Source organism: Polaribacter sp. YIW18, assembly GCF_057219325.1.
Map to the genome: position 1 here is coordinate 61,667 of NZ_JBXVVE010000003.1, position 25,743 is coordinate 87,409.

At 29.3% G+C, this 25,743-nt stretch carries 25 protein-coding genes and 1 other RNA gene; 11 read left to right on the forward strand and 15 right to left on the reverse strand.

The window, feature by feature from the left end:
* Positions 1–6: 6 nt before the first annotated feature.
* Positions 7–1,917 (reverse strand): molecular chaperone HtpG, encoded by a 1,911-nt coding sequence (gene htpG / locus AC2D6T_RS04125; RefSeq protein ID WP_484680559.1) that lies wholly within the window; start codon positions 1,915–1,917, stop codon positions 7–9.
* 357 nt (positions 1,918–2,274) lie between these two features.
* On the opposite strand from htpG, the gene AC2D6T_RS04130 reads away from it, so the two are divergent.
* The 3 genes from AC2D6T_RS04130 to AC2D6T_RS04140 all read left to right on the forward strand — a co-directional run bounded on the left by AC2D6T_RS04130 (position 2,275) and on the right by AC2D6T_RS04140 (position 5,019).
* On the forward strand, positions 2,275–3,282 hold the full coding sequence (locus AC2D6T_RS04130) for a 3-oxoacyl-ACP synthase III family protein (protein WP_298948101.1): 1,008 nt from the start codon (positions 2,275–2,277) through the stop codon (positions 3,280–3,282).
* 179 nt (positions 3,283–3,461) lie between these two features.
* The gene (locus AC2D6T_RS04135) at positions 3,462–4,280 is read left to right on the forward strand and encodes a GLPGLI family protein (RefSeq protein WP_484680560.1); all 819 of its coding nucleotides are present in this window, start codon (positions 3,462–3,464) and stop codon (positions 4,278–4,280) included.
* 376 nt (positions 4,281–4,656) lie between these two features.
* Positions 4,657–5,019 carry a CoA-binding protein gene (locus AC2D6T_RS04140; protein WP_298948103.1) on the forward strand — a complete coding sequence of 121 codons (363 nt, stop codon included), beginning with the start codon at positions 4,657–4,659 and terminating at the stop codon, positions 5,017–5,019.
* On the opposite strand, the gene AC2D6T_RS04145 is transcribed toward AC2D6T_RS04140, so the two are convergent.
* From AC2D6T_RS04145 to pyrR, 5 genes are read right to left on the reverse strand one after another with little or no spacing between them, the layout of a single operon-like run.
* Positions 5,016–5,933 carry a ribonuclease Z gene (locus AC2D6T_RS04145; protein WP_484680561.1) on the reverse strand — a complete coding sequence of 306 codons (918 nt, stop codon included), beginning with the start codon at positions 5,931–5,933 and terminating at the stop codon, positions 5,016–5,018. The two genes, AC2D6T_RS04140 and AC2D6T_RS04145, sit on opposite strands and share 4 nt — an antisense overlap.
* Entirely contained in the window at positions 5,930–6,250 is a 321-nt protein-coding gene (locus AC2D6T_RS04150) for a T9SS type A sorting domain-containing protein (RefSeq protein ID WP_484680562.1), read from the reverse strand. Before AC2D6T_RS04150 ends, AC2D6T_RS04145 begins: the two co-directional genes overlap by 4 nt.
* Before the next feature lie 12 nt (positions 6,251–6,262).
* Positions 6,263–6,595 (reverse strand): hypothetical protein, encoded by a 333-nt coding sequence (locus AC2D6T_RS04155; protein ID WP_298948107.1) that lies wholly within the window; start codon positions 6,593–6,595, stop codon positions 6,263–6,265.
* A gap of 1 nt (position 6,596) precedes the next feature.
* Complete coding sequence (locus AC2D6T_RS04160; RefSeq protein ID WP_298948109.1) at positions 6,597–7,526, reverse strand: aspartate carbamoyltransferase catalytic subunit; 930 nt, start codon at positions 7,524–7,526, stop codon at positions 6,597–6,599.
* A gap of 56 nt (positions 7,527–7,582) precedes the next feature.
* On the reverse strand, positions 7,583–8,122 hold the full coding sequence (pyrR, locus tag AC2D6T_RS04165; protein ID WP_438988637.1) for a bifunctional pyr operon transcriptional regulator/uracil phosphoribosyltransferase PyrR: 540 nt from the start codon (positions 8,120–8,122) through the stop codon (positions 7,583–7,585).
* 191 nt (positions 8,123–8,313) lie between these two features.
* Here pyrR and AC2D6T_RS04170 point away from each other — a divergent pair, with 191 nt between their 5' ends.
* Positions 8,314–9,684 (forward strand): tetratricopeptide repeat protein, encoded by a 1,371-nt coding sequence (locus tag AC2D6T_RS04170; RefSeq protein ID WP_484680563.1) that lies wholly within the window; start codon positions 8,314–8,316, stop codon positions 9,682–9,684.
* Between the two features lie 3 nt (positions 9,685–9,687).
* Here the strand turns inward: AC2D6T_RS04170 and mazG are convergent, their stop codons facing one another.
* The 4 genes from mazG to ruvX form a co-directional block, all read right to left on the reverse strand.
* On the reverse strand, positions 9,688–10,467 hold the full coding sequence (gene mazG / locus AC2D6T_RS04175) for a nucleoside triphosphate pyrophosphohydrolase (RefSeq protein ID WP_484680564.1): 780 nt from the start codon (positions 10,465–10,467) through the stop codon (positions 9,688–9,690).
* 115 nt (positions 10,468–10,582) lie between these two features.
* Positions 10,583–11,005 carry a DUF5606 family protein gene (locus AC2D6T_RS04180; protein WP_484680565.1) on the reverse strand — a complete coding sequence of 141 codons (423 nt, stop codon included), beginning with the start codon at positions 11,003–11,005 and terminating at the stop codon, positions 10,583–10,585.
* Between the two features lie 27 nt (positions 11,006–11,032).
* On the reverse strand, positions 11,033–11,623 hold the full coding sequence (gene def / locus AC2D6T_RS04185; protein ID WP_484680566.1) for a peptide deformylase: 591 nt from the start codon (positions 11,621–11,623) through the stop codon (positions 11,033–11,035).
* Positions 11,624–11,742: 119 nt separating this feature from the next.
* Entirely contained in the window at positions 11,743–12,153 is a 411-nt protein-coding gene (ruvX, locus tag AC2D6T_RS04190; protein WP_484680567.1) for a Holliday junction resolvase RuvX, read from the reverse strand.
* Positions 12,154–12,273: 120 nt separating this feature from the next.
* Here ruvX and AC2D6T_RS04195 point away from each other — a divergent pair, with 120 nt between their 5' ends.
* The 3 genes from AC2D6T_RS04195 to AC2D6T_RS04205 are packed head-to-tail and all read left to right on the forward strand — an operon-like array spanning position 12,274 to position 14,858.
* Complete coding sequence (locus AC2D6T_RS04195) at positions 12,274–13,089, forward strand: 2,3,4,5-tetrahydropyridine-2,6-dicarboxylate N-succinyltransferase (protein WP_298948116.1); 816 nt, start codon at positions 12,274–12,276, stop codon at positions 13,087–13,089.
* Positions 13,090–13,102: 13 nt separating this feature from the next.
* The gene (locus AC2D6T_RS04200; RefSeq protein WP_484680568.1) at positions 13,103–13,855 is read left to right on the forward strand and encodes a glycosyltransferase family 2 protein; all 753 of its coding nucleotides are present in this window, start codon (positions 13,103–13,105) and stop codon (positions 13,853–13,855) included.
* A gap of 1 nt (position 13,856) precedes the next feature.
* Positions 13,857–14,858, forward strand: coding sequence for a Stealth CR1 domain-containing protein (locus AC2D6T_RS04205; protein WP_484680569.1), 1,002 nt, complete (start codon positions 13,857–13,859; stop codon positions 14,856–14,858).
* Between the two features lie 38 nt (positions 14,859–14,896).
* Here AC2D6T_RS04205 and AC2D6T_RS04210 read toward each other — a convergent pair whose 3' ends face one another.
* Entirely contained in the window at positions 14,897–16,900 is a 2,004-nt protein-coding gene (locus AC2D6T_RS04210) for an LTA synthase family protein (RefSeq protein WP_484680570.1), read from the reverse strand.
* A 222-nt stretch (positions 16,901–17,122) separates the two neighbouring features.
* Here AC2D6T_RS04210 and AC2D6T_RS04215 point away from each other — a divergent pair, with 222 nt between their 5' ends.
* The gene (locus AC2D6T_RS04215) at positions 17,123–18,535 is read left to right on the forward strand and encodes a CCA tRNA nucleotidyltransferase (protein ID WP_484680571.1); all 1,413 of its coding nucleotides are present in this window, start codon (positions 17,123–17,125) and stop codon (positions 18,533–18,535) included.
* Here AC2D6T_RS04215 and AC2D6T_RS04220 read toward each other — a convergent pair.
* The 4 genes from AC2D6T_RS04220 to AC2D6T_RS04235 all read right to left on the reverse strand — a co-directional run bounded on the left by AC2D6T_RS04220 (position 18,527) and on the right by AC2D6T_RS04235 (position 23,672).
* The gene (locus tag AC2D6T_RS04220; protein ID WP_484680572.1) at positions 18,527–20,356 is read right to left on the reverse strand and encodes an ABC transporter ATP-binding protein; all 1,830 of its coding nucleotides are present in this window, start codon (positions 20,354–20,356) and stop codon (positions 18,527–18,529) included. The two genes, AC2D6T_RS04215 and AC2D6T_RS04220, sit on opposite strands and share 9 nt — an antisense overlap.
* Positions 20,356–22,071: a phospho-sugar mutase gene (locus tag AC2D6T_RS04225; RefSeq protein WP_484680573.1), complete on the reverse strand. Its 1,716-nt coding sequence runs from the start codon at positions 22,069–22,071 to the stop codon at positions 20,356–20,358. Before AC2D6T_RS04225 ends, AC2D6T_RS04220 begins: the two co-directional genes overlap by 1 nt.
* Before the next feature lie 45 nt (positions 22,072–22,116).
* Positions 22,117–23,073 carry a glycosyltransferase family 2 protein gene (locus tag AC2D6T_RS04230; RefSeq protein WP_484680574.1) on the reverse strand — a complete coding sequence of 319 codons (957 nt, stop codon included), beginning with the start codon at positions 23,071–23,073 and terminating at the stop codon, positions 22,117–22,119.
* Positions 23,074–23,150: 77 nt separating this feature from the next.
* Positions 23,151–23,672, reverse strand: a complete 522-nt coding sequence (locus AC2D6T_RS04235; protein WP_298948126.1) for a DUF4199 domain-containing protein — start codon at positions 23,670–23,672, stop codon at positions 23,151–23,153.
* 173 nt (positions 23,673–23,845) lie between these two features.
* Between AC2D6T_RS04235 and ffs the strand changes: the two genes are divergently transcribed.
* The 3 genes from ffs to fsa all read left to right on the forward strand — a co-directional run bounded on the left by ffs (position 23,846) and on the right by fsa (position 25,673).
* Positions 23,846–23,944, forward strand: an RNA gene (gene ffs / locus AC2D6T_RS04240) — signal recognition particle sRNA small type.
* A gap of 85 nt (positions 23,945–24,029) precedes the next feature.
* Complete coding sequence (locus AC2D6T_RS04245) at positions 24,030–24,833, forward strand: SDR family oxidoreductase (protein WP_484680575.1); 804 nt, start codon at positions 24,030–24,032, stop codon at positions 24,831–24,833.
* A 186-nt stretch (positions 24,834–25,019) separates the two neighbouring features.
* The gene (gene fsa, locus AC2D6T_RS04250; RefSeq protein WP_298948128.1) at positions 25,020–25,673 is read left to right on the forward strand and encodes a fructose-6-phosphate aldolase; all 654 of its coding nucleotides are present in this window, start codon (positions 25,020–25,022) and stop codon (positions 25,671–25,673) included.
* Positions 25,674–25,743 lie beyond the last annotated feature (70 nt).

Below are 25,743 nucleotides of genomic sequence, written 5' to 3' on the forward strand. Positions count from 1 at the left end.
AAAGAATTATTTAATCAATTCGTAAGAACGTTTGATAAAGTTTGTTAAATCTTCACCATGTAATAAGTTTTGAGATAATTTAGCCAAATCAAAAGCTTGAGAAATTAAACCTTTTTGTTTGTCTTCATCTGCCGCTAAAATTTCAGAAACTAATGGGCTGTTGGTATTTACCACCAAGTTGTACATATCTGGCATATTGCCCATTCCCATCATTCCACCTCCGCCAGAAGCTTGCATTTCTTTCATTCTACGCATAAATTCTGGTACTGTAATTATAAAAGGAGAAGAATTAGAATCCATAGCTTCTAACTGAACCTTGTAAGCAGAATTGTTTACAGCCCCTTCAATTACAGGTTTTAGTTTTTCTTTTTCCTCGTCAGATAATTTAGAAATTACATTATCATCTTTTTTAATTAAATTATCTGCGTGGTCTGCATCAACTCTAGAAAACTTAATTTTTCCATCCCCAGAAGTTTCTAATTTCTGCATTAAATGAGAAATTATTGGCGAGTCTAACAACAATACTTCATAACCTTTTGCTTTGGCTTCTTGTATATAGCTGTGTTGTGCATCTTTATTGGCTGCATATAAAATTACATGGTTGCCATCTTTGTCTGTTTGTGTGTCTTTCGTTTTTTCGATAAATTCATCAAAAGTGAAAAAAGTATCATCTACAGTTGGGTATAAAGCAAACTTTTTGGCTTTGTCAAAAAACTTGTCTTCAGAGAGCATACCGTATTCAATAATCACTTTAATATCGTTCCATTTTTTCTCAAAATCTTCACGATCTTTTTTAAATAAAGATGTTAATTTATCTGCTACCTTTTTAGTAATGTAACCAGATATCTTTTTAACAGCACCATCTGCTTGTAAATAAGAACGAGAAACGTTTAATGGAATGTCTGGAGAATCAATTACCCCTTTTAGCATTTGTAAAAAGTCTGGTACAATACCTTCTACATTGTCGGTTACAAATACTTGATTTTGATACAGTTGAATTTTATCTTTTTGCATGTCTAAGTTTTGAGACAGCTTTGGGAAGAATAAAATACCTGTTAAATTAAAAGGGTAATCTACATTTAAATGAATGTGAAATAAAGATTCTTCAAATTGCATTGGGTACAATTCTCTGTAAAAGTTTACGTAATCTTCATCACTTAAATCTGCTGGTGCTTTTGTCCAAGCAGGGTTTGTGTTATTGATAATATCATCTACCTCAATTTGTCTATGAGGTTCTGTAGTTTCTTTACCATCTTTATCTTTAGTGGTTTTTGGTTTGTGTGCAGGATCGTTTATTTTTTTCATTCCAAATTTAATTGGCACTTGGTTAAAACGATTGTATTTGGTTAATAAACCACGAATTTTACCTTCTTCTAAAAACTCTGTAGAGTCTTCTGCAATATGTAACACAATTTCTGTACCTCTGTCAGATTTATCATGCTCCTTTAAGGTGTATTCAGGAGAACCGTCACAAGTCCAATGTGCAGCAGGTTCGTCTTTAAACGATTTTGTAATTATTTCAACTTTATCAGCTACCATAAAAGCAGAGTAAAAACCTAGACCAAAATGCCCAATTACACCTGTATCATTTTTGTCGTCTTTGTATTTTTCTAAAAATTCTTCTGCACCAGAAAATGCAATTTGATTAATGTATTTTTCTACTTCATCAGCAGTCATACCTAAACCTTGATCTTTAATGGTTAAGGTTTTAGCATCTTTATTAATGCTAATTTCTATTTTGGCATCTCCTAATTCTGTTTTTGCTTCTCCAATAGAAATAAGGTGTTTTAATTTTGTTGTGGCGTCTGTTCCATTAGAAATCAATTCGCGTAAAAAGATTTCGTGGTCTGAATACAAGAATTTTTTAATCAGCGGAAAAATATTTTCTACTGATACATTAATGTTTCCTTTGCTCATAATTTTATGTTTATTTTAGTTTTTGTTAATGTCATTTTGAGTGATTATTTTTTTTAAAAATCGTATCGAAAAGCTTTAATTATTCTCGATACAATTTTTTATTCCTAAAAATTCAATCAAACTGACAAACAGTTATTTTTTATAATTTGATTTTAAATAGTCAAAAAAAATACCAAAAAGAGGTTTGTGACAAGATGACAGAAATTGATGCGTTTCGTCAGTTTTTAATCAAAAAAAATATTCCTGAGTATCTGACTAAAATATTTGTTTAAATTGTCATTCCTTTGAAAATGAGAATCTAAATAAATTGTCTATTTTAGCTAACCACAATAAACACATAACTAAAATTACAATATTATGTATAATTCTAAAATAGCAGGGTTAGGATATTATGTTCCAGAAAATGTTGTTACCAACAACGATTTAAAGGAATTTATGGATACCTCAGATGAATGGATTCAGGAAAGAACAGGTATACAAGAAAGACGCTGGATAGACCCAAAAACAGATGATACTACAGCTGTTATGGGGGCAAAAGCTGCAAAAATAGCTATAGAAAGAGCAGGCTTAACCAAAGATGATATCGATTTTATTGTGTTTGCAACTTTAAGTCCAGATATGTATTTTCCTGGAGGTGGTGTGCAAATTCAAGATTTATTAGAAATGCCAACTATTGGTGCATTAGATGTTCGTAACCAATGTTCTGGTTTTATATATGCCATGTCTGTTGCAGATCAATTTATAAAAACAGGGATGTATAAAAATATTTTGGTCATTGGTGCCGAAAATCATTCTGGTGGATTAGAAAAATCTACAAGAGGTAGAGGTGTTACTGTTATTTTTGGTGATGGAGCAGGAGCTGCAGTTTTAACAAGATCTGAAGCAAAAGGAAAAGGTATATTATCCTCACATTTACATTCTGAAGGGAAACATGCAAGAGAATTGATGTTAGACGGACCATCAACCCAAAGATGGGTGCCAGAAATTTTAGAAGCAAATGATCCTGATGATGTATCTTATTTTCCATACATGAATGGGCAATTTGTTTTTAAACACGCTGTAACTCGTTTCTCTGAAGCAATTATTGAAGGTTTACAAGCCAATAATTTACAGAAAGAAGATATTGATATGTTAATTCCACATCAAGCCAACTTACGTATTGCTCAGTTTATACAAAAGAAGTTTCAATTACCTGATGATAATGTATATAACAATATCATGAAATATGGAAATACAACAGCAGCCTCAGTAATTATAGCTTTAACAGAGGCTTGGGAAAAAGGTAAAATTAAAGACAACGATTTGGTTGTTTTAGCAGCTTTTGGGAGTGGTTTTACTTGGGGTAGTGTAATTATTAGATGGTAAAAGCACCATATATTTACTAGAAAAAGACTTGTTTTTAAACGAGTCTTTTTTTATTCACAATGAATTTTTTTAGGTATTATTTTTTAAATACAATTGAAACATAAATTATTGTTAATATTTAGTAATTGATAAATTTTCGTTTATTATTTATTTAAGTTTGTTAAACAAAAAATCAAATCATGAAATCAGCTAGCTTTAAAATTTTAGTATTTACATTGATATTATTTTTAATTTCAAATTCATCTGTAACTGCACAGAATTTTAATGGAAAAGCCATTTATGTTTCTAAATCTAAAATGGAATTAGGCAATTGGGGAGCAAGACTAAGTGAAGCACAAAAAAAGCAAGTTGCTGCAAGATTGAAAAATAGACTCGAAAAAAAGTACATATTAACTTTTAACAAACAGGAAGCCTCTTTTAAAGAAGACACAAAAATTGATGCTATTTCTGGTGCGACAGATTCTTGGGGAGCTTATTTTTCTAGGGGTGAACAGTATAAAAATATTAAAACTACCCAATTGATACAAAGCCAAGAGTTTTATGGCAAACGTTTTCTAGTAAAAGATAATTTATATAAAATAGATTGGGTTTTAGGCACAGAAACTAAACAAATTGGAGCGTATACATGTTACAAAGCAAAAGCATTTATACCTAATATAGAACTAAATTGGTATAATTTTTCTTGGAGCGATTTAAGAAATGAAGAAAATACCGATTCAGATAAAAAAGAAAATATGGTTGTGGTAGAAGCTTGGTATACATCACAAATTCCCTTGGCACATGGCCCTGGAGAGTTTTGGGGTTTACCAGGTTTAATTTTAGAAGTTAACGTAAATAACACCACTCTTTTATGCACCGAAGTAACTATCAGTAAAGGAGAATCTGTGCAGATAGAGGCTCCAGATAGAGGTACAGAAATTACCAAAGAAAAATATTCTAAAACCATTCGAAAAAAAATGGCTGAAATGAGAAATAATAGAATGCGAAGAAGAGGTTAATTTTTTGTAATTTAGCGCTTGTATATTTTAATAAATTACTATTCTAATGCCAAAAAAATATAAGGTACTTTTAGTTTTATCAAACTTGTTTTTGTTAGTATTTATTTTCAACATTTTTGTAAAGTTTATTGTGTTTTCTAGTAGTTGGTTTAACTCACTTTTTATTGCATTTTTTTGTATTGTAAATATAGCTATTGCCTTAAAGGCAGCTATTAGTAATACAGATAAAAAATAAAAAATCTGAAGCTACAAAACTTCAGATTTTGTTTTAATTCAAATAAATTACTTTTTAATGAAGACAAAGTAATTACTTTATAGACGTATTATTTTTAAAAGTGTTTCTTCATTTTAACTTCCTTAACTAAAACTTAACATAATGTCTAAAAAAACACTCGTTATTGGTGCTTCTTTAAAAACAGAAAGGTATTCTAACAAAGCCATTAATTCACTTACAAATAAAAATATAGAAGTGGTTGCAATTGGTTTAAGAAAAGGAACTGTTGCGGGCGTTTCTATTGATAAAGAAAATATAAATTATAATAATATACATACAGTTACTTTGTACTTAAAACCAGAGAGGCAAGAGGAATATTATAAGTACATTATTGGTTTACAACCAAAAAGAGTAATTTTTAATCCAGGTACAGAAAACTTTGATTTTATAAAATTACTAAAAGAGAATGGAATAAAAAGTGAAATAGCTTGTACTTTGGTGCTTTTGTCAACCAATCAATATTAATGTGCTACAGAAAATACAGCGCCTGGAGTTGCTAAAGACACATTTTTAAATACAGTACTAGCTTCTTTCTTAAACGCACTAATATCTGTATATCTACCAGAATAATGCCCAACAATTAACTGACCCACATTAGCATTTTTAGCAATTTTTGCAGCCTCAATGCTTGTAGAGTGTTTTGTTTTTTTTGCCAAATCTTCTCTGTCATTTAAAAATGTAGCTTCATGATATAATAAATCTACCTCTTTAATAATAGGTACAATATCTGGTTTATAAGCAGTATCACTGCAAAAAGCAAAACGTAAAGGTTTTGGTGGGTCTATGGTAATTTCTTTGTTTTTTACAACTTCTCCAGAAGGTAAAACAACATCTCTACCAGCTTTTATGTTTAAATAATCTGCTTTGTCAATTTCTGGATAACCACTAATGTTTAGCATATTTAATTTACGTGGTTTTTCTTTTTCTATAAACAAATAGCCATTTGTGTAAATTCTGTGTGTTAACGGAATTGTTTTTACACACACTTTATCATCTTCGTAAATCAGTTCACTTTCTTTAGAAGATAATTCATGAAAAATCATATTGTATTTAGCATGAGATTCAGAGATTTTAAGCATTTGTAAAGTTGCATTTTTTATCCCTTTTGGACCAAAAATATGCATATCTTTTTCTCTGCTTAAAATACCATAGGTAGATAATAAACCAACCAAACCATAAAAATGATCTCCATGTAAATGGGTGATAAAAATATGGTTTATTTTAGAAAAACCTACCTTATACTTACGCATTTGACGCTGTGTACCTTCGCCACAATCTATTAAAAAATGACGATTGTTGATTTCTAAGTATTGTGAAGTTGGAAAAGCGTTTACACGCGGTGTTGCAGAGTGGCAACCAAGTATGGTTAATTTTATCATTTAATAACAAAACGTTTAGAAATAACTTTCTTTTTATTTTGAATGCTATAAATGTACATGCCTGTTACTAAATTGTCTTTGTAAAAATTAAGAGAATTTTTACCAATTTTAGCTTTTATTGTTTTTTTATAAACGGTTTTACCCAAAATATTTTTTACAGTAAAGTAAATATCAGAAGTGTTTATACTATTAAATGTAATTTTTGTAGAGTTTGTAAAAGGATTTGGGGCAGCAGATAATGTGTTAATGGTTTTTTCTTGAGAAAACCCCACAAATGAAATGCTTAAAATAAAAATAAAAAGTATTTTTTTTATCATATCAAAACTATTTTAAAAACCCAATTCTCTTTCTATGGCTTCCATCTCTAAAATATCTTCTGCTTCTAGCAAAGTAGGTACAATATTTATAGATTCAGAAAAATCATCTGAGTTTAAGTACGAACATACTATCACAAATGATATGCCATTTTCCTTTATTTGTTCGGCTATATCCAAAAATAATAAAAAATCTTTGTTACCCGTGTTAATATTCTCAGAAAAGTAAATTACTAAATGTTCGTTTTCTAAATCATTTATCTTTTCAGAAAACACTTTAAAAAAAACAGTAAAGTCTTTTTCATCAGAATTTATAAGGGTATAATTTGCTTTTTTATCAATATTCATTTTATCTTTTTATTTGCTGTGCGAGTAAATAAATTACTGCCATTCTTACTGCAACTCCATTTTCTACTTGATTCAATATTATAGAATCGTTAGAGTCTGCAACATCGCTTGTAATTTCTACCCCTCTGTTAATGGGACCTGGATGCATTATTACAATTTTTTTGCCAAGGTTGTCTAAAATTTCTTGATTGATACCAAAAAGCTGTGTATACTCTCTTGTTGATGGAAAGTATTTAATATCCATACGTTCGTGTTGTACACGTAGTACATTCGCAACATCACACCATTCTAAAGCTTTTTTTAGGTTGGTTTCTACAGTTACCCCTAAACTTGCAATGTGTTTAGGTATTAATGTTGTTGGTCCGCAAACTTTTACTTGAGCACCTTGTAATTGTAAGGCAAAAATGTTAGATAAAGCTACTCTAGAATGAAGAATATCGCCAATAATAACAATTTTTTTTCCTTTTACAGAGCCTAGTTTTTCTCTAATAGAATAAGAGTCTAATAAAGCTTGTGTTGGGTGTTCATGAGTACCATCACCAGCATTTATAATTTTTGCATTTACATGTTTAGATAAAAATACACCTGCACCAACATTTCCATGTCTCATTACTACAATATCTACTTTCATAGATAAAATATTGTTTACAGTATCTATGAGGGTTTCTCCTTTTTTGACAGAGGATTGTCCTGCAGAAAAATTAATAACATCTGCAGAAAGTCTTTTTTCTGCCAACTCGAAACTTAACTTGGTACGTGTACTATTTTCGAAAAATAAATTGGCAATGGTAATGTCTCTTAAAGAGGGTACTTTTTTTATAGGTCTATTGATTACCTCTTTAAAATGATCTGCAGTTTTAAAAATAACATCTATGTCAGATGGTTTTAAATACTTTATACCTAGTAAATGTTCTACGCTTAATTCTGACACAATATAATTTTTAAGTTAGCGGTTATTTTATGATTTTTTATCATTTTATATTGATGCTATTTAGGCTCTATAAAAACACCATCTTTTTTATGTGTTTCTTTCCAACTTACCAAAACTCTTTCTTCGTTAATTGCATCTACTTGTCTGCCTCTATAGTTAGGTTGTATTGGTAAATGTCTGCTAAAACGTCTGTCTATTAACACCAATAACTCTATATGTTCTGGTCTTCCGTATGATTGAAGTGCTGTTAGAGCAGCTCTAATACTTCTTCCAGAAAATAAAACATCGTCTATAATTACTACTTTTTTACCTTCAATTAAAAAGTTCATTTGATTGGTTTCTGCAGCTAACGGTTTTTCTTTTCTTCTAAAATCGTCTCTATAAAAAGTAATGTCTAAAAGTCCTAATTCTAGGTTTTTAATTTTGTAGGCAGTTTTAAGCAAGTCTGCTAATCTATTTGCTAAATAAGTACCTCTTGGTTGTAAACCAATTAAAACAGTATTTGAAAAATCATCATGGTTTTCTATTAACTGGCAAGCCAATCTATGAAGTATAATTTCAATATCTTTTGAGTTAAGTAAGGTTTTTTTGCTCATAAGAATGCTATCAATTTAGGTTGATAGTTATTGAAAATCAAAATTAACGTAAAAATATCTATGCACAAAATTATTCTCTACTAAATACCACACTTGTGTTGTTAATTAAATTGTTGAAAACAAAAACCAGGTTTTTAAATGTACAGCTAGACTTATAGTATTTTTAATGTAATAATTCAAATCACATAGTTATGTCTCTATTAAAATTTGAATCGATGCTTAAAACGAATAACGTTTATTTTTTCGATTTGGTTGAGTTTGAGGAAATTATAATTCATTATTTAGATGCTGGTAAAGTATCTTTAGCAAAAAAAGCGATTAAATTAGGCTTAGAACAACACCCAGCTTCTGTAGACCTTAAATTGTTAATGGTGGAGCTTTATATTACTGATAATGAAGTTGATAAAGCATCTAATTTATTAAAGAAAATAGAAAAAATTGCTCCTACTAATGATGAGGTTTTTATACAAAAAGCAACCATAAGTTCTAAAAAAGGGAAGCATAAAGAAGCTATTGATCATTTAAAAAAGGCATTATCTTTAACAGACGATAAAGTAGATGTTTGGTCTTTAATAGGCATGGAATATTTATACTTAGACGATTTTGAAAGGGCACGTTTCAATTTTGCCAATTGTATAGAGGTTAATTTTGAAGATTATTCTGCATTGTATAATATTGTGTATTGTTTTGACATGGAACAACAGCATGAAGATGCTGCAAAATATTTAAATACTTATATAGATAAAAATCCTTATTGTGAGGTTGCATGGCATCAATTAGGAAGACAGTATTTTATTTTAGAAATGTATAAAGAGGCTTTAAATGCTTTTGATTATGCTGTCTTAATAGATGAGTCTTTTATTGGTGGCTACTTAGAAAAAGCAAAAACTTTAGAAGCATTAGGTAATTACCAAGAAGCGATAGATAATTATATGGTAACCCTAGAATTAGATGACCCAACTGCTTTTGCGTACACAAGAGTAGGAGAGTGCTATGAAAAATTAGAGCAAACAGATTATGCAATTTCTTATTACAAAAAGGCTGTTCATGAAGATCCATTGCTGGATAAAGCTTGGGTTCGTTTAACGAATTTATATTACCATTTAGAAAATTACGAAAAAGCGGCATATTATATTGCTAAAGCTCTAAAAATAGATGATGATAATGCTTTGTATTGGAAATACTATGCCAATATCAACTTAAAACTAAACTTTTTTGAAGAAGCCGTTAACGGATTTTATAATTGCTTAAAATTAGATAAGAAATCTATAGAAGTTTATATAGGTTTAATTGATGTTTTAACGTTTTTAGGTGAATTTAATGATGCTTTAAAGTATCTTATAGAAGCTAGAAAATCATATGCAAATTTTGCAGAAATAGAATACAGGTTGGCAGGTTTGTTTTTTGTTTTAAATAAAGAAAAATATGCTAAAAACCACCTTATTAACGGGTTAAAGATAGATTATAGCTATCATCATATTTTAAACGAGTTGTTTCCAGTTGTTTTAAACAATAAAAAAATACAGAAACTAATTATAAATTTTAAAAAAGCAATAGAGTAGTTTTTATTTAAAAAACTGTTTAGATTCTTCCCAAAAAACATCCATTTCTGTTAAGGACATATCAGAAAGTTGTTTGTTTTGTTTTTTAGCAGCTTTTTCTAGATACTGAAACCTTTTTATAAATTTTTTATTGGTTTTTTCTAATGCATTTTCTGGATTTACATCAATAAAGCGTGCGTAATTTATCATAGAAAAAAGCACATCTCCAAATTCTTTTTCAGTATTTTCTGTATGACCAGCTTTTATTTCCTCGTTTAATTCGGCTAATTCTTCTTGTACTTTTTCCCAAACTTGTGCTGGTTTTTCCCAATCAAAACCAACACCAGCAACTTTTTCTTGAATTCTACAGGCTTTAACAACAGCAGGTAAACTTTTTGGAACCCCTTCTAAAACAGAAGTTTTTCCTTCTTTTAGTTTTAAGTTTTCCCAATTTCTTTTAACATCTGCCTCATTTTCTACTTGTACATCTCCGTAAATATGGGGATGCCTGTCTATTAACTTATCAGAAATAGAATTAGCCACATCTGCAATGTCAAAAGCTTTTTTTTCGCTACCAATTTTTGCATAAAAAACAATGTGCAGTAAAACGTCTCCTAATTCTTTTTTTATTTCTGGTAAGTCGTTATCTAGAATGGCATCTGCTAATTCGTAGGTTTCTTCTATTGTTAAATGGCGCAAACTTTGTAATGTTTGTTTTTTATCCCAAGGACATTTTTCCCTGAGATCATCCATAATATCTAACAATCTGTTAAACGCTTCTAATTGTTCTTTTCTGCTATTCATTTTAGAATTTAAAAGTTTTTGAAGCTTCAATTTTTAAAATTTCTCAACTGCTTTTCAAGCTTATTTTGAAATCTTTTTTTGAAAATAAAATATTTTTGCTAACTGGCAACAGCATCTATGCCTCTTCAGTTGTCTCTTCAGAAGTTTCTTCAATTTTAGAAAAATCCATTCCAAATTTTACTAATAAGTTAAACCACTGTATTACTTTTTTTATGTTAGAAGTGTATACTCTTTCGTCATCATAATTTGGAATAGCTTCTGCAAAAAAGGCTTCTAGTTTTTTACCACTTTCTTTGTGAGATACTGCTTCTTTACCTTCAGTTTTAGTGTACATTGCTTTAAAAACATTTAATAAAGGTATGTCTTCTTCATATGTATAAATAGCAATGTTTTCTAATAAACTAACGTTTTGTGTAGCATTAATTGCCATTCTTTTATTGTCTGTTAAAGATGCAACAATAATTGCATTTTTAGATTGAGAAATTACTTGAAATAAACCTGGTTTACCAGTAACTGAAATAATTTTACTAAACTCCATATTTTATTTTTTTTGTCTTTTAAAAGACTATTTACCTTTTTTTAAATTCGGGAAACGCATTCTATAATCAATTCTAATTTTCCCTTTAGAGATATTTTCTAATTTCTTTTTTATAATTCTTTTCTTTAAAGAAGATAATTTATCTGTAAATAAAACACCTTCTATATGATCATATTCATGTTGAAAAACTCTTGCCGCTAAACCTTCTAGAGTTTCTGTATGCTTTTCAAATTTTTCATCAAAATACGCTATAGTTATTTTGGGTTGACGAAAAACATCTTCTCTAACATCTGGGATGCTTAAACAACCTTCATTAAAAGCCCATTCATCACCTTCTTCTTCTAAAATTTTAGCATTAATAAACACCTTATTAAATGTTTTTAAAGTCTCTCTATCTTCATTAGATAAATCCTTATCCTCTGCAAAAGGAGAAGCATCAATTAAAAAAAGACGGATCGATTTACCAATTTGAGGAGCTGCTATACCAACACCAGAAGCATTGTACATGGTCTCTCTCATATTGGTAATTAGTTTTTGTAAATCAGGATAACTTGGGTCGATATCTACAGCAACTTTTCTTAAAACAGGATCTCCGTAAGCAACAATAGGTAAAATCATTTTTTTTATTTTTTAACGATCGCAAAAGTACAACTTAGAATAATTAATTACGAATTTTGAATTGTCAATTTTGCTTATTTAATCATGAAAAGTAGTTCAACTTTTCAATAAGAATACATTTAAATGCTATATAAATAGGATTGTAAAATAATGGTAGCACTTATTTCATCAACCATAGCTTTATTTCTACGTTGTTTTTTTTTCATTCCACTGTCTATCATAGTCTGAAAAGCCATTTTAGAGGTAAAACGTTCATCTATTCTTTTTACTGGAATATTTGGTATTTGTTTTGTCAATTTCTCTAAAAAAGGAGTAATTAAAATTTCACTTTCGCTATCTGTATTATTCATTTGTTTTGGCAAGCCTACCAAAAATAATTCAACCTTTTCTTTAGAAATATAGTCTTTTAAAAAAGCTAGTAATTTAGTTGTATCAACGGTAGTTAAACCAGAAGCTATAATTTGCAGTTCATCAGTAATTGCAATTCCTGTTCTTTTTTTACCAAAATCGATAGCTAAAATTCTAGACATAAATAATTTTTTTGACAAAAATACGTTTTTTAAACAAAGCGGAAATATCTGTTTAAAAAATGTATCTTCGCTTTTAATTTTTACAGATACTTTTATATTTGCAATAATTAAATATTTACAATGGAAGCAATAAGAAAAATTATAGAATCAGCTTGGGAAAATCGAGACTTATTAAAAGAGCAAAAAACGATAGATACCATTAGAAATGTAGTTGATTTATTAGATAAAGGCGAATTAAGAGTTGCAGAACCAACTACTGATGGTTGGCAAGTAAATGAGTGGGTAAAAAAAGCAGTAGTGTTGTATTTTCCAATTCAGAAAATGGAAACTTTAGAAGCTGGTATTTTTGAATATCATGATAAAATTCCTTTAAAAAGAAACTATAAAGAAAGAGGTATAAGAGTTGTGCCAAATGCTGTAGCAAGACATGGTGCTTATATTTCTGAAGGTACTATTTTAATGCCAAGTTATGTAAATATTGGTGCTTATGTAGACGAAGGAACTATGGTAGATACTTGGGCAACAGTAGGTTCTTGTGCGCAAATTGGTAAAAATGTACATTTATCTGGAGGTGTAGGTATTGGTGGTGTTTTAGAACCATTACAAGCTGCACCTGTAATAATAGAAGACGGCGCTTTTATAGGCTCTAGATGTATTGTAGTAGAAGGTGTTAGAGTAGAAAAAGAAGCTGTTTTAGGGGCTAATGTAGTATTAACTATGAGTACCAAAATTATAGACGTTACTGGTGATGAACCTGTGGAAATGAAAGGTAGAGTACCTGCAAGGTCTGTTGTGATTCCTGGTAGTTATACCAAAAAATTTGCTGCTGGCGAATACAATGTACCTTGTGCATTAATTATTGGAAAAAGAAAAGAAAGTACGAACAAAAAAACATCTTTAAACGATGCCTTACGTGAATATGACGTAGCCGTTTAGGATCTTTTAATTTATGACAAAAATATCGGCAATTATACCCACTTTAAATGAAGAAATTCACATTGCTGATGCAATAAAATCTGTAAGTTTTGCTGACGAAATTATTGTGATAGATTCTTTTAGTACAGATAAAACGCTAGCAATAGCAGCCCAACATAATGTAAAAATCATCAAGCGAAAGTTTGATGATTTTTCTTCTCAAAAAAACTTTGCAATTTCGCAAGCTAAACATAGTTGGATTTATATTTTAGATGCAGATGAAAGAGTAACTCCAAAAGTTGAAAAAGAAATTTTAGCTGCCGTAAAAGATCCTGGAGGATTTGTTGGTTTTTATGTACGTAGATCTTTTTATTTTGCAGGAAAACACATAAAGTATGGTGGTTGCCAAAGTGATAAAGTGGTTCGACTTTTTCTAAAAGAACATTGTATTTATGAAGGTGTTGTTCATGAAACTATTGTTTCTAATGGCAAATTAGGTTTTTTTAAAAATAGAATTGAACATTTTTCATATAAGAACTTTGATCACTATATTTCTAAAATGAATCATTATGGAGCATTAAGAGCAAAACAATATTTTGAAAAAAGAAAAAGAATTAATTATTTATTCCATATTGTTATAAAACCAGCTGCAAGGTTTTGTATTCACTACTTTATTAGGTTAGGGTTTCTTGATGGTTTTCCGGGTTATATTTTTGCAAGAGCTCAAGCTTATGGTGTGTATTCTAGATATATTAAACTCTGGTTGTTAAATAAAGACATAAATTAAAATGAAAAACTCTAAAAACATAAAGATAGATGCAGTAATTACTTGGGTAGATAGTGCAGATAAAAATTGGCAACTTAAAATTAATAAATATTTAGATAAAAAAATAGATTGGGAGGATAAAAAAGCTTCTACAAGATATAATTCCTTAAACGAAATTGAAATTGCAATTTTATCTATCATTAAATATGCTTCTTTCATAAAAAATATTTATTTAGTAACAGATAATCAAGAACCAGAAAATTTTAAGAAACTTCAAAGTTTTGCTTTTAAAAAGAATGTTAATTTAGAACTGGTAGATCATCAGGTCATTTTTAAAAGATTTGATAATTATTTACCAACTTTTAACTCTTGTTCTATTATAACAATGTTATATCAAATTCCCAATTTGTCTGAACATTTTGTTATTTTCAACGATGATACTTTTCTAATGAGAGAAACAAATGAGGAAGATTTTTTTAAAAATGGACAACCAGTTATAAGAGGTGTTTGGGAATCTTTTTATGAGGATAAGATATTTAGAAAATTATATATTAAAGTTAAATCTATTTTTAAAAAACAAGATAAGCAAAAAACAGGTTATAAATTAGCACAACAAAATAGTGCAAAATTATTAGGACTAAAAAAATATATTAGAAGAGATCATACACCAGTTTCTATTAGAAAGTCAACTATAGAAGAATATTTTAATCAAAATCCTAAGTTTTTAGATAATAATATAAAACATAGATTTAGGAATAATTCCCAATTTATTATATCCTCTTTATCAAATCATCTAGAAGTAAAAAAAGAAACTTATATTTTAAAAACAGATTTTCAATTAAGTTATTTCCAGTCTTATCATTTTTTAATTACTAAATTTAAATTAAAGATGTTTGAAAACATAAAAACTAAAAAATTTGTTTGTTTTCAAAGTTTAGAACTGGCGCCAAAAAAAACATTAAATTTAATATTAAATTGGATTGATAAAAAATTAGAAACTAATTTTATAGATACAATTAATTAATATCATATTAGATATAGCTTTATATTCTTTTAAAAAAATTACTTTTCAGTTTTTTTATTATTAAAATATAAATATTTGGTAATATGATAATATCCGGATAAAAGGCTATCCATTTTACTTGAAACTTCAGGTTTTTCTAACTTAATATCTTTTATTTTTAAGTTTTCTAAACTAAATAGACTTGATTTTTTAGAAGTATTTGTTTTTTCGTAATAATAGCCATCTTTTATTAAACCTACTGCTTTTTCTCCTTTATTTTGAATATACACAAACGCAGCAGTATTTATAGTTGTACTATCTAATAAATCTCTACCCAAAGTATAATTGTTATAATCAACTTTTGCAATACTTGTAGCAGTAGGAAAAACGTCAACTAATTTTGCATACTTATTCACCACTTTTGATTCTACAAATTTAGGAGCGTGAATGAAAAAAGGTACATGATGAACTTGTATGCCCAAATCATCTTCGTTATTATCTAGAAAGTTCAATTTTTTCATGCCACCTCTGTGATCTCCAAAAAACACAAAAATAGTATTCTCATAATAACCAGCTTCTTTGGATCTTTCTAAAAAACGAGCAATATTAAAGTCTAAATAACGTATTCCGTTTAATTGCCCCAAAGATCTAAAACCACCTTTTAATAGTGTTTCTTGATCAATTTCATCATCAAAAATAGGAGTAAAGCTTTCTTTTTTATTAGGAACTGTAAAAGGCATGTGGTTGGTAGCTGTTTGAATATAAGCTACAAAAGGTTTTCCTTTTTCATGTAATTTTTTTAGTACTTTATCAGACTCTTTAAATAGATCGTAATCATCAATTCCCCAAACATCAGCTCTATTTTCTTCTTCAAAACTACCCTCTTCATAAATTTTTAAATCTTTAATATTCGATTGAAAAACACCTCTAATATTTGCCCAATTAGCAGAACCGCCTAAAAAATATAACTTTTCATATTCTTTATATTGATCAAAAATAATACGCTGGTCTATAATTAAAGGGTTTCTAGAAGCCGTTTTTACATCTTCAATATCTGGTAATCCAGTAATACTCGCAAAAACACTACCTGCAGTTCCTGGTTTGTGCACGTAAAATTTTGAAAAACTCAAACTTTTTTTAATAATAGAGTCCATTTTAGGAGTACTATTTAAAGGGTTACCATAATAACTCATAGGGGCTGTTCCTGTAGATTCTAACATTACATAAACAACATTTGGTTTTTGTTTGTATGGATTGTCAAAAGTTACTTTTTTTTCAAAATTAATAGTATCTAAAGGTAAATCTAATTGTTTGGCAATTACGGGATAATAGGTTTTAAACGCTTCCATATTTACACCTTCGCTTCTAAAAGCAAAACTGTCAAAGAAATATAAAACAGGATTTAAACCAAATTGATTGATCGTATTCTTTTTAGAGAAAAAGGCTTCACTCCACCTTAAAGGATAATGTGTAAAACTGTTATAAACCCCAAAGGATAATAGTAAAAAGGTAACAATAAAATAAATTGCTTTTACTTTTTTTGTAATTTTTCCCTCTATTTTATTGAATAATTGATAAATAAATTTTGCAAATTTAAATATGATAAAACCAAAAATAAACAAACCTATTAAGCCTTTGTAAACAGGATAGCTCTCAACTAAAACCTGAGTAGATATTTTTAAATTACTTAAAAAACGTAAAGAGGATGCATCTAAACGAATTCCTAAATACTCATAATATCCAAAATCGAATAAGTAGAAAAGCGTTAAAATTAGATAAGAAAATAAGAGATAAAGGTTGGCTAATTTTTTATAAACCGTTCTTTTAAAAAAACGATAATTTGTAATTAGTACAAGGATTGCTAATGGAAAAAATGTAAGTATCGCTAATTTTAAATCGAATCTAAGACCTAGAAAAAATGCTTTCTTTAGTTCTGAATTTGCACTATTGTTAATATCTAAAAAGAAGAAATAAAATAGAAATCTAAAAAGAACTACAAAAATAAACAGCACAAAAACATTGGTAAAAATGTATTTGATATAGTTGGGAATTTTCTGAAACATAAGTTTTAAATATGTTGCAAAAATACTATTTTTAGAATTGTTGTGTAAACTATTTTAGACTTTAAAAATCAAAATGTAAAGTGTAAAAAGGCTCCATTTATGATGGTAAAAAATCAATCATAAATAGTTAAACAAATAAGATAACCAATTTTGACAGGTGTTTATTAAATGGTAGATTTGCATCAAAATAAATAATAGTATTCAATTTTTCGACTATAAATAATGAATCATAAAGAAGCTATTTCCTTAGAAATTTTCTCAATAATATCAAAAGCATCCAAACAATTAGCTATAGAAAGCTATGTAATTGGTGGTTTTGTTCGCGATTTTTTTCTAAACAGAGGCAATGCAAAAGATATTGACGTGGTTGCTATTGGAAGTGGTATTGATTTAGCTTTAAAAGTTTCTCAATTATTACCAAATAAACCCAAAGTACAAGTTTTTAAAACTTATGGTACTGCCATGTTGCGTTTTAAAGATATAGAAATTGAGTTTGTTGGAGCAAGAAAAGAATCTTATACAGAAGAAAGTAGAAATCCAAAAGTTACCGAAGGTACTTTAGAAGACGATCAAAACAGAAGAGATTTTACAATCAATGCGTTGGCATTAAGTTTAAACGAAGATAATTTTGGAGAATTGTTGGACCCTTTTAATGGGATTCAAGATTTAGAAAAAGGGGTTATTAGAACGCCTCTAAATCCTGATATTACCTATTCTGATGACCCTTTAAGAATGATACGCGCCATACGCTTTGCTACGCAATTAAACTTTTCTATTGAAGAAAATTCATTGTCTGCAATTACAAAAAATACAGAGAGGCTAAAAATAATTACAAGAGAAAGAATTATAGACGAATTGAATAAAATCCTCTCTGCCCCAAAACCCTCGATAGGATTTTTATTATTAGAAAAAACAACGCTTTTACTACGATTTTTACCAGAGTTAACCGACTTAAAAGGAGTAGAAGAGGTAGAAGGTCAAAAACACAAAGATAATTTTTATCATACTTTAGAGGTGGTAGATAATATTGCAAAAAACACCAGTAATGTATGGTTACGTTGGGCAGCTTTATTGCATGATATTGGTAAAGCCCCCACAAAGAAATTTAATAAAAAAGTAGGGTGGACGTTTCATGCACACGAATTTGTGGGTGCTAAAATGGTATACAAACTTTTTAAAAGATTAAAAATGCCATTGAATAATAAAATGAAATTTGTTCAAAAAATGGTATTGTTAAGTTCAAGACCCATTGTGCTGGCAAGTGATGTTACAGATTCTGCCGTAAGACGTTTGGTTTTTGATGCTGGTGATGATATCAATGATTTGATGACATTGTGTGAGGCTGATATTACTACTAAAAATCAAAAGAAATTTAAAAGATATCATAAAAACTTTGAGTTAGTTCGTGAGAAGATTAAAGAAGTAGAAGAACGAGATAGAGTTCGTAATTTTCAGCCGCCAATTTCTGGTGAAGAAATTATGAAAGCTTTTAATTTAAAGCCTTGTAGAGAAATTGGGCAAATAAAAGAAGCCATAAAGGAAGCCATTTTAGAAGGTGAAATACCTAATGAACATAAAGCTTGTTATAATTTTATGATTGACAAAGGAAAACAGTTAGGTTTACAACTAACTTAATGATTGCATCGTAACCAATTTATAATATTCTCCTTTATTAGCAAGTAATTCGTCATGTTTACCTTGCTCTACAATTTCACCTTTTTTCATTACCACAATTAAATCTGCTTTTTGTATGGTAGATAATCGATGCGCAATTACTAAAGATGTTCTGTTTTGCATCATTTTTTCTAAAGCAACTTGCACCAATTGTTCAGACTCTGTATCTAGAGCAGAAGTAGCTTCATCTAAAATCATAATAGGAGGATTTTTTAACACAGCTCTTGCAATAGACAAACGTTGTTTTTGTCCTCCAGAAAGTGTATTTCCACTATCCCCTATATTGGTTAAATATTTTTCTGGTAAATTTTCTATAAATTCTGCTGCATTGGCAATTTCAGAAGCTTCTTTAATAGCATTATAATGCGCATTCTGACTCCCTAATTTGATGTTGTTTTCAACAGTATCATTAAATAAAATAGAATCTTGAGAAACAATTCCCATTAAACCTCGTAAAGATTTTTTAGTGATTTTTTTAATGTTTTGGCCATCAATCAAAACTTCGCCTTTATTTACATCGTAGAAACGGGTAATTAAATTGGCTAATGTAGATTTTCCACTTCCAGATTGCCCAACCAAAGCCACAGTTTCTCCTTTATTTATAGTTAAAGAAAAATCTTTTAAAATATATTCTTTTTTATATTTAAATGAAATATTTTTAAATTCTATTTGATTATTAAAACCTTCTTTATCAATAGCATTGGGTAAGTCTTTAATATCGTTTTCGGTATTTAAAACACTCATAATTCTTTCTGCAGATGCCTCACCTTTTTGAATGTTGTAAAATGTAGTAGTAATTAATTTAATAGGGTTTAAAACGGTGTAAAACAGCACAATGTAACCCATAAATTCATCAGGTTGTAAACTACTTGTGTTCGATAAAACTTCTGTTCCTCCATACCAAAGAATAGCAATAATGGTTGCAGAGCCTAAAAACTCACTCAAAGGAGAAGCTAAGGTTTGTCTATGAAAAACACTGGTCATTAATTGTTTAAAACTTAAAGTAGAATTGTTAAATTTTTTCTCAATTACATTTTCTGCATTGAATCCTTTTATAATTCTTAAGCCTGTTAAAGTTTCTTCAATAAAAGATAAAAAAGTACCCGTTTCTTTTTGGGCTTTTATAGATTTTGCTTTTAACTTTTTACTTATCGATGATATGATAAAACCTGATACAGGTAGTAAAATAAAAACAAATAAGGTTAGTTTTACACTCATAAACAGCATAATTGAAATTGCAATTATTACAGTTAGTGGTTCTCTAACTATGGTTTCTATAGAGGTTAATATAGAATTTTCTACTTCTTGTACATCAGAAGTCATACGTGCAATAATGTCTCCTTTTCTTTTTTCAGAAAAATAAGAAATAGGTAATTCAACTATTTTATGATAGAGATTATCTCTTAAATCTTTTACAACACCGGTTCTTAAAAATGTAATTACATATGAAGCTAAATATCTAAATAAATTTTTTAAAAAGAATAACGATATTGCAAGTAAACATATAAAAACGAGTGTTTTAATATTACCTTCACTTGCTATTTTTTCTGAAATATAATAGTAAAAACTATCTTTTAAATAGGTACCTAAACCTAGTAAATTTTCATAAACAGGTTTTACAACTGCTTTTTTATCCGTTTCAAATAAAATACCTAAAACAGGTATAAAAGCTAAAACAGAAAGTACATTAAAAATGGCATAAAGAATATTAAATGCAATATTTAGTATTGTAAATTTCCGATACTTTTTCTCGTATTTTAAAATGTCTTTAAAATACCCCATTAATTTAAGTTCATTTCTTTAATAATGCGTTGTATTTTAGCATCCAATTCAGTCTCCGTTTTTTTAGCATTTTCTATACTTTCTAACGATGTATTAACACTAAAGTAAAATTTTATTTTAGGCTCTGTACCACTTGGTCTTGCAGCTACCCTTGTGCCATTTTCTGTTTGATAAATTAAAACATTAGACTTTGGTAAATCTATATTCTTATTCTCACCAGAAATTAAATTATATTCTACAGATTCTTGATAATCAGAAAGTGTTTTTACTTTTTCCCCATCAATATTTTTTAGTGGATTTACACGCATATCACTCATCATTTTCTGAATTTGAGCAGCACCATCCATTCCTTTTTTAGTAATTGAGATTAAGTGTTCTTTATAAAAAGCGTTTTTTGTGTAAATTTTTAATAATTCTTTGTAAAAAGAGCTCCCATTTTGCTTTGCATATGCGGCAACTTCACAAGCTAAAAGAGTGGCAGTAACGGCATCTTTATCTCTTACAAAATCGCCAACCATATACCCAAAACTTTCTTCACCACCACCAATAAAATCTAGTTCAGGAAAATCGCGAACCATTTTAGCAATCCACTTAAACCCAGTTAAACCAATTTTGGTGTCTACACCATAATTAGCGGCAACATTGTTTACCAATTCTGTAGAAACAATTGTAGACCCTATAAATTGTTTTCCATTAATTTTGCCTTCTTGTTTCCATTTTTTCAAAAGAAATTCAGTCATTACAACCATGGTCTGGTTTCCATTCATCAATTTCATGTTTCCATCTAAATCTCTAACAGCAACACCTAATCTATCACAATCAGGGTCTGTACCAATTACAATATCTGCCCCAATTTTATTGGCTAAATTGGTTGCCATTTGCAATGCTTCTGGTTCTTCTGGATTTGGAGATTTTACCGTAGGAAAATCTCCATCTGGAGTTTTTTGCTCTTCTACAATATGCACGTCTGTATAACCAGCTTTAGCCAAAGCATTTGGTATAGATACTATTGATGTACCATGCAAAGAAGTAAATACTATTTTTAGGTTTTTTCTATCAATATTTTCTGCTAAAGAACCATTTTTTACGGAAGCTTCAATAAATGCATCATCTACATTTTTGCCTATTACTTCTATTAAATCTTCGTTTGCATTAAAGTTGATTTCAGAAAAATCTAATTCATTTACTTTGTTTATAATGCCACTATCATGAGGTGGAACAATTTGTCCTCCATCAGCCCAATAAACTTTATAGCCATTGTATTCTGGTGGATTATGGGAGGCTGTTAACACAATACCAGCATCGCAATTTAAATGACGAACAGCAAAAGATAATTCTGGTGTTGGTCTTAAATCTTCAAATACATATACTTTAATCTGATTGGCAGATAAAACATCTGCAACAATTTTGGCAAACTTTTTACTGTTGTGTCTGCAATCATAAGCAATTACAACACTTTTTTGATCTTTTGTAACGTTTTCTATAATATAATTAGACAAGCCTTGTGTAGCTCTACCCAAAGTGTATTTATTAATTCTGTTGGTTCCTGCACCCATAGTTCCACGCATACCACCTGTACCAAATTCCATGTCTTTATAGAAGCTGTCTTCTAAATCTTTTGGGTTAGAATTTAGTAAATCTTGTACTTCTTTTTGAGTTTCACTGTCAAAAGTAGCTGTTAACCAGTGTTTTGCTTTGTCTAAAATTTCGCTCATTTTTTAGTTGAATAAAATTATGGTTTTATAATGCAAATATACATTTTAGAAATTGAGTTTTTCTTTTATTGCGTAGTGTTTTTCGTTGTTGTTTGATTTTATGACAAGTTCACCAATAAAACCAGCCAAAAATAATAAAGTTCCTAAAATCATAGAAGTTAGTGCAATAAAAAACCAAGGATTGTCTGTTACCAAGATGGTTTTAATGCCGTTATAGACTTTATATAGTTTAAGAATCCCTATGTAAGATGCAGAAGTTGTTCCGAATAAAAACATTAAAGTACCCCACAAACCAAAAAAGTGCATGGGTCTTTTACCAAATTTTGATAAAAATGAAATAGTGATTAAATCTAAAAAACCGTTTACAAAGCGATCTATACCAAATTTGGTTACACCATATTTTCTGGCTTGATGTTGCACCACTTTTTCGCCAATTTTATTAAAACCAGCGTTTTTTGCTAAAACAGGAATGTACCTGTGCATTTCTCCACTAACTTTTACGGCTTTAATAACTTCGTTTTTATAGGCTTTTAAACCACAGTTAAAATCGTGTAATTTTAGCCCAGAGGTTTTTCTGGCAGCTGCATTAAATAGTTTAGATGGAATGTTTTTGGTAATTACATTGTCATAACGTTTCTTTTTCCAGCCAGAAATTAAATCGTAATTTTCTTTTACAATAAGATTGTATAATTCGGGTATTTCCTCTGGATTGTCTTGTAAGTCTGCATCCATGGTAATTACCACATCACCAGAAGCCAAATCGAAACCAGCATCTAAAGCTTGTGATTTTCCGTAGTTTTTTTGAAAACGAATCCCTTTTACAGCGTTGTTTTTTTTAGATAGCTTTTCTATAACCTTCCAAGAAGTGTCTATACTACCATCATCAATAAAAATAATTTCATAAAAATAACGATTGGACTGCATAACATTTGCAATCCAATCGTGTAATTCTTGTAAAGATTCTTCTTCGTTAAGAAGTGGTATTACTACCGAAATTTCCATATATAAGAGTTCAAAATTTAGTATTCAATATTCAAAATTACTATTTTTTTTGAGTAAAGAAAGTGTTATTTTGATCTTTAGTAAGTTTCTTCTTCAGATTTTTTCATAATTGCTGCAATTATTGCAGAAATTACAAACCCAATAAAAGCAGCAACAATTAAGATGATACCAGATATTATAGCTGGACTTTGGAATTTTTCAGTCATTTCTTTTGCAGATTCAATCTGATCAGAGGTTAATCCTTGATCTATCCAAGCTTGTTCTTGAATTGCCATGCCTTGTGCTTGCAACTCTGGATCTATTACGTTAGTTAATAATAAGGTGTAAATAACAGAAATTACAGCACTAACCATTACAATACCCATACCAATTTTTAAACCTTGTCCCCAAGAAATAAAACCACCATTAGTGTTTTTATAACTTTTAATACCAAAAACAATAAAAAATATTGTAGCTAATGTTCCTACACTATTTCCTATCCATTGTAATTCAAAATATTGTCCAGATGCCCATAAAGCAAGACCTACAATTACACTTATAATTCCCAAATACAATCCGTTATTAAGAATAATTTTTTTACTATTTGATTGATTTTCCATTTTTTTAAATTTAGTTAGTTGTACAAATATAATTATTTCGTTTTGATAGTGCTGTTTTTTTATTGTATAGATCAACTATTAAAACAATTAATTAGTAGTCAGTCTCTTAAAAATGTTACAAAAATTTAATAAATTTTTAATTGTTAAAGATAAAAAAGATTGTAAATTTGCAATGGCAAGTTCTACACAACTAGCTCCCTTTGAATCCCCCAGGGTGGGAACACAGCAAGGGCATTAGGTTGTAGCAGTGTGATGTAGGTAGCTTGCCATTTTTTGTGCCCTAAATTTTCTTATTTCTTCTTTCATTTTTTTAATTTAACTTTGAACTTTAAATTTCAACCCTTGAACTTATAATTTATGTCTAAAGTTGTCTTAGTTACAGGTGCTTCCTCAGGTATAGGAAAAGCCATTGCTACTTTTTTATCTGAAAAAGGATACATAGTGTATGGAACTTCTAGAAAACCTAAAAGTAAACAAGACTTTTCTTTTAATTTAATTGGGTTAGATGTTTTAAAACCTGAAACCATACAAAAAGCAGTTGGTTTTATTTTAGATAAAGAAAATAGATTAGATGTTTTAATTAATAATGCAGGAGTTGGCATTACTGGGCCGATAGAAGATACTCCTACAGAGGAAATGCGCAATGCTTTTAACACCAATTTTTTTGGAGCTATAGATGTAATGAAAACTGTTTTACCACAAATGCGTAAACAAAAAGTAGGTTTAATTATTAATGTAACCTCTATTGCTGGTTATATGGGGTTGCCTTTTAGAGGTATATATTCTTCTTCTAAAGGGGCTTTAGAATTGGCAACAGAAGCCATAAGAATCGAAGTAAAAAGTTTTGGGGTTTCTGTGGTAAACGTTGCTCCTGGTGATTTTGCTACTAATATTGCTGCAGGTAGATATCATACACCCGTTTTTGAAAAATCTGCTTACAAAAAGAATTATCAAACCAATTTAGACTTAATGGATGCACATGTAGATAATGGTATGAACCCTATTAAAATGGCAGAAAAAATTCATAAAATAATAAATACTAAAAAACCTAAAACTCATTACAAAGTAGGTGGTTTTTTAGAAAAACTCTCTATTGTTTTAAAAAGAATTTTACCAGATAAATGGTACGAAAAGTTATTGATGAATCATTACAAATTATAACAAAAAGTTTTTTTACATATACTCTAAAAATACTTTGTTTTGATTTACTAAGTTTATAAGCAAGTAACTATCTTTGCGTAAGGGATTGAAGCATCTGTTTGAGCTCTTTTGTGAAGTATGAACAAAAAGCGAGTGCGTAAAGCCTGTTAAAACGCCAAAAAAAATAATATTAAAATAAATATAGAAATGAAATTTTTTATTGACACAGCAAATTTAGATCAAATTAAAGAAGCGCAAGCTTTAGGTATTTTAGACGGAGTTACTACAAACCCATCTTTAATGGCTAAAGAAGGTGTTACTGGGCAAGAAAATATCATCAACCATTACAAAGAAATTTGCAATTTGGTAGATGGTCATGTTTCTGCAGAAGTAATTGCTACAGATTTTGAAGGTATGGTAAAAGAAGGAGAGGCTTTGGCTGCTCTGAATCCGCAAATAGTAGTAAAGTTACCGATGATAAAAGATGGTGTAAAAGCATGTAAATATTTTTCTTCTAAAGGAATTAAAACCAACGTAACTTTAGTATTCTCTGCAGGTCAAGCATTATTGGCAGCAAAGGCTGGTGCAACTTATGTTTCGCCGTTTATAGGTCGTTTAGATGATATTTCTACAGACGGTTTAAACCTAATTGCAGAAATTAGAACTATTTATGATAATTATGGTTTTGAAACTGAAATTTTAGCGGCTTCTGTGCGTCATACAATGCATGTTATAGATTGTGCAAAATTAGGTGCAGATGTAATGACAGGCCCTTTAAGTGCTATTGAAGGTTTGTTAAAACATCCTTTAACAGATATTGGTTTGGCTAAATTTTTAGAAGATTATAAAAAAGGAAACTAACAAACCTAGTTGGTTTTGTATATAAAAATCAGAAAGTAGAAAATATTTTACTTTCTGATTTTTTTATGCC

Bases quoted from the DNA above. Each gene is read 5' to 3' on its own strand.
- AC2D6T_RS04225 (WP_484680573.1), bottom strand. From the start codon at position 22,071: ATGAGCGAAATTTTAGACAAAGCAAAACACTGGTTAACAGCTACTTTT.
- pyrR (WP_438988637.1), bottom strand. From the start codon at position 8,122: ATGAGCAAAAAAACCTTACTTAACTCAAAAGATATTGAAATTATACTT.
- htpG (WP_484680559.1), bottom strand. From the start codon at position 1,917: ATGAGCAAAGGAAACATTAATGTATCAGTAGAAAATATTTTTCCGCTG.
- ruvX (WP_484680567.1), bottom strand. From the start codon at position 12,153: ATGTCTAGAATTTTAGCTATCGATTTTGGTAAAAAAAGAACAGGAATT.
- AC2D6T_RS04235 (WP_298948126.1), bottom strand. From the start codon at position 23,672: ATGGAAAATCAATCAAATAGTAAAAAAATTATTCTTAATAACGGATTG.
- AC2D6T_RS04215 (WP_484680571.1), top strand. From the start codon at position 17,123: ATGAATCATAAAGAAGCTATTTCCTTAGAAATTTTCTCAATAATATCA.
- AC2D6T_RS04180 (WP_484680565.1), bottom strand. From the start codon at position 11,005: ATGGAGTTTAGTAAAATTATTTCAGTTACTGGTAAACCAGGTTTATTT.
- AC2D6T_RS04200 (WP_484680568.1), top strand. From the start codon at position 13,103: ATGACAAAAATATCGGCAATTATACCCACTTTAAATGAAGAAATTCAC.
- AC2D6T_RS04195 (WP_298948116.1), top strand. From the start codon at position 12,274: ATGGAAGCAATAAGAAAAATTATAGAATCAGCTTGGGAAAATCGAGAC.
- AC2D6T_RS04150 (WP_484680562.1), bottom strand. From the start codon at position 6,250: ATGATAAAAAAAATACTTTTTATTTTTATTTTAAGCATTTCATTTGTG.
- mazG (WP_484680564.1), bottom strand. From the start codon at position 10,467: ATGAATAGCAGAAAAGAACAATTAGAAGCGTTTAACAGATTGTTAGAT.
- def (WP_484680566.1), bottom strand. From the start codon at position 11,623: ATGATTTTACCTATTGTTGCTTACGGAGATCCTGTTTTAAGAAAAGTT.
- AC2D6T_RS04130 (WP_298948101.1), top strand. From the start codon at position 2,275: ATGTATAATTCTAAAATAGCAGGGTTAGGATATTATGTTCCAGAAAAT.
- AC2D6T_RS04155 (WP_298948107.1), bottom strand. From the start codon at position 6,595: ATGAATATTGATAAAAAAGCAAATTATACCCTTATAAATTCTGATGAA.
- AC2D6T_RS04230 (WP_484680574.1), bottom strand. From the start codon at position 23,073: ATGGAAATTTCGGTAGTAATACCACTTCTTAACGAAGAAGAATCTTTA.
- AC2D6T_RS04135 (WP_484680560.1), top strand. From the start codon at position 3,462: ATGAAATCAGCTAGCTTTAAAATTTTAGTATTTACATTGATATTATTT.
- AC2D6T_RS04140 (WP_298948103.1), top strand. From the start codon at position 4,657: ATGTCTAAAAAAACACTCGTTATTGGTGCTTCTTTAAAAACAGAAAGG.
- AC2D6T_RS04145 (WP_484680561.1), bottom strand. From the start codon at position 5,933: ATGATAAAATTAACCATACTTGGTTGCCACTCTGCAACACCGCGTGTA.
- AC2D6T_RS04245 (WP_484680575.1), top strand. From the start codon at position 24,030: ATGTCTAAAGTTGTCTTAGTTACAGGTGCTTCCTCAGGTATAGGAAAA.
- AC2D6T_RS04205 (WP_484680569.1), top strand. From the start codon at position 13,857: ATGAAAAACTCTAAAAACATAAAGATAGATGCAGTAATTACTTGGGTA.
- fsa (WP_298948128.1), top strand. From the start codon at position 25,020: ATGAAATTTTTTATTGACACAGCAAATTTAGATCAAATTAAAGAAGCG.
- AC2D6T_RS04220 (WP_484680572.1), bottom strand. From the start codon at position 20,356: ATGGGGTATTTTAAAGACATTTTAAAATACGAGAAAAAGTATCGGAAA.
- AC2D6T_RS04170 (WP_484680563.1), top strand. From the start codon at position 8,314: ATGTCTCTATTAAAATTTGAATCGATGCTTAAAACGAATAACGTTTAT.
- AC2D6T_RS04210 (WP_484680570.1), bottom strand. From the start codon at position 16,900: ATGTTTCAGAAAATTCCCAACTATATCAAATACATTTTTACCAATGTT.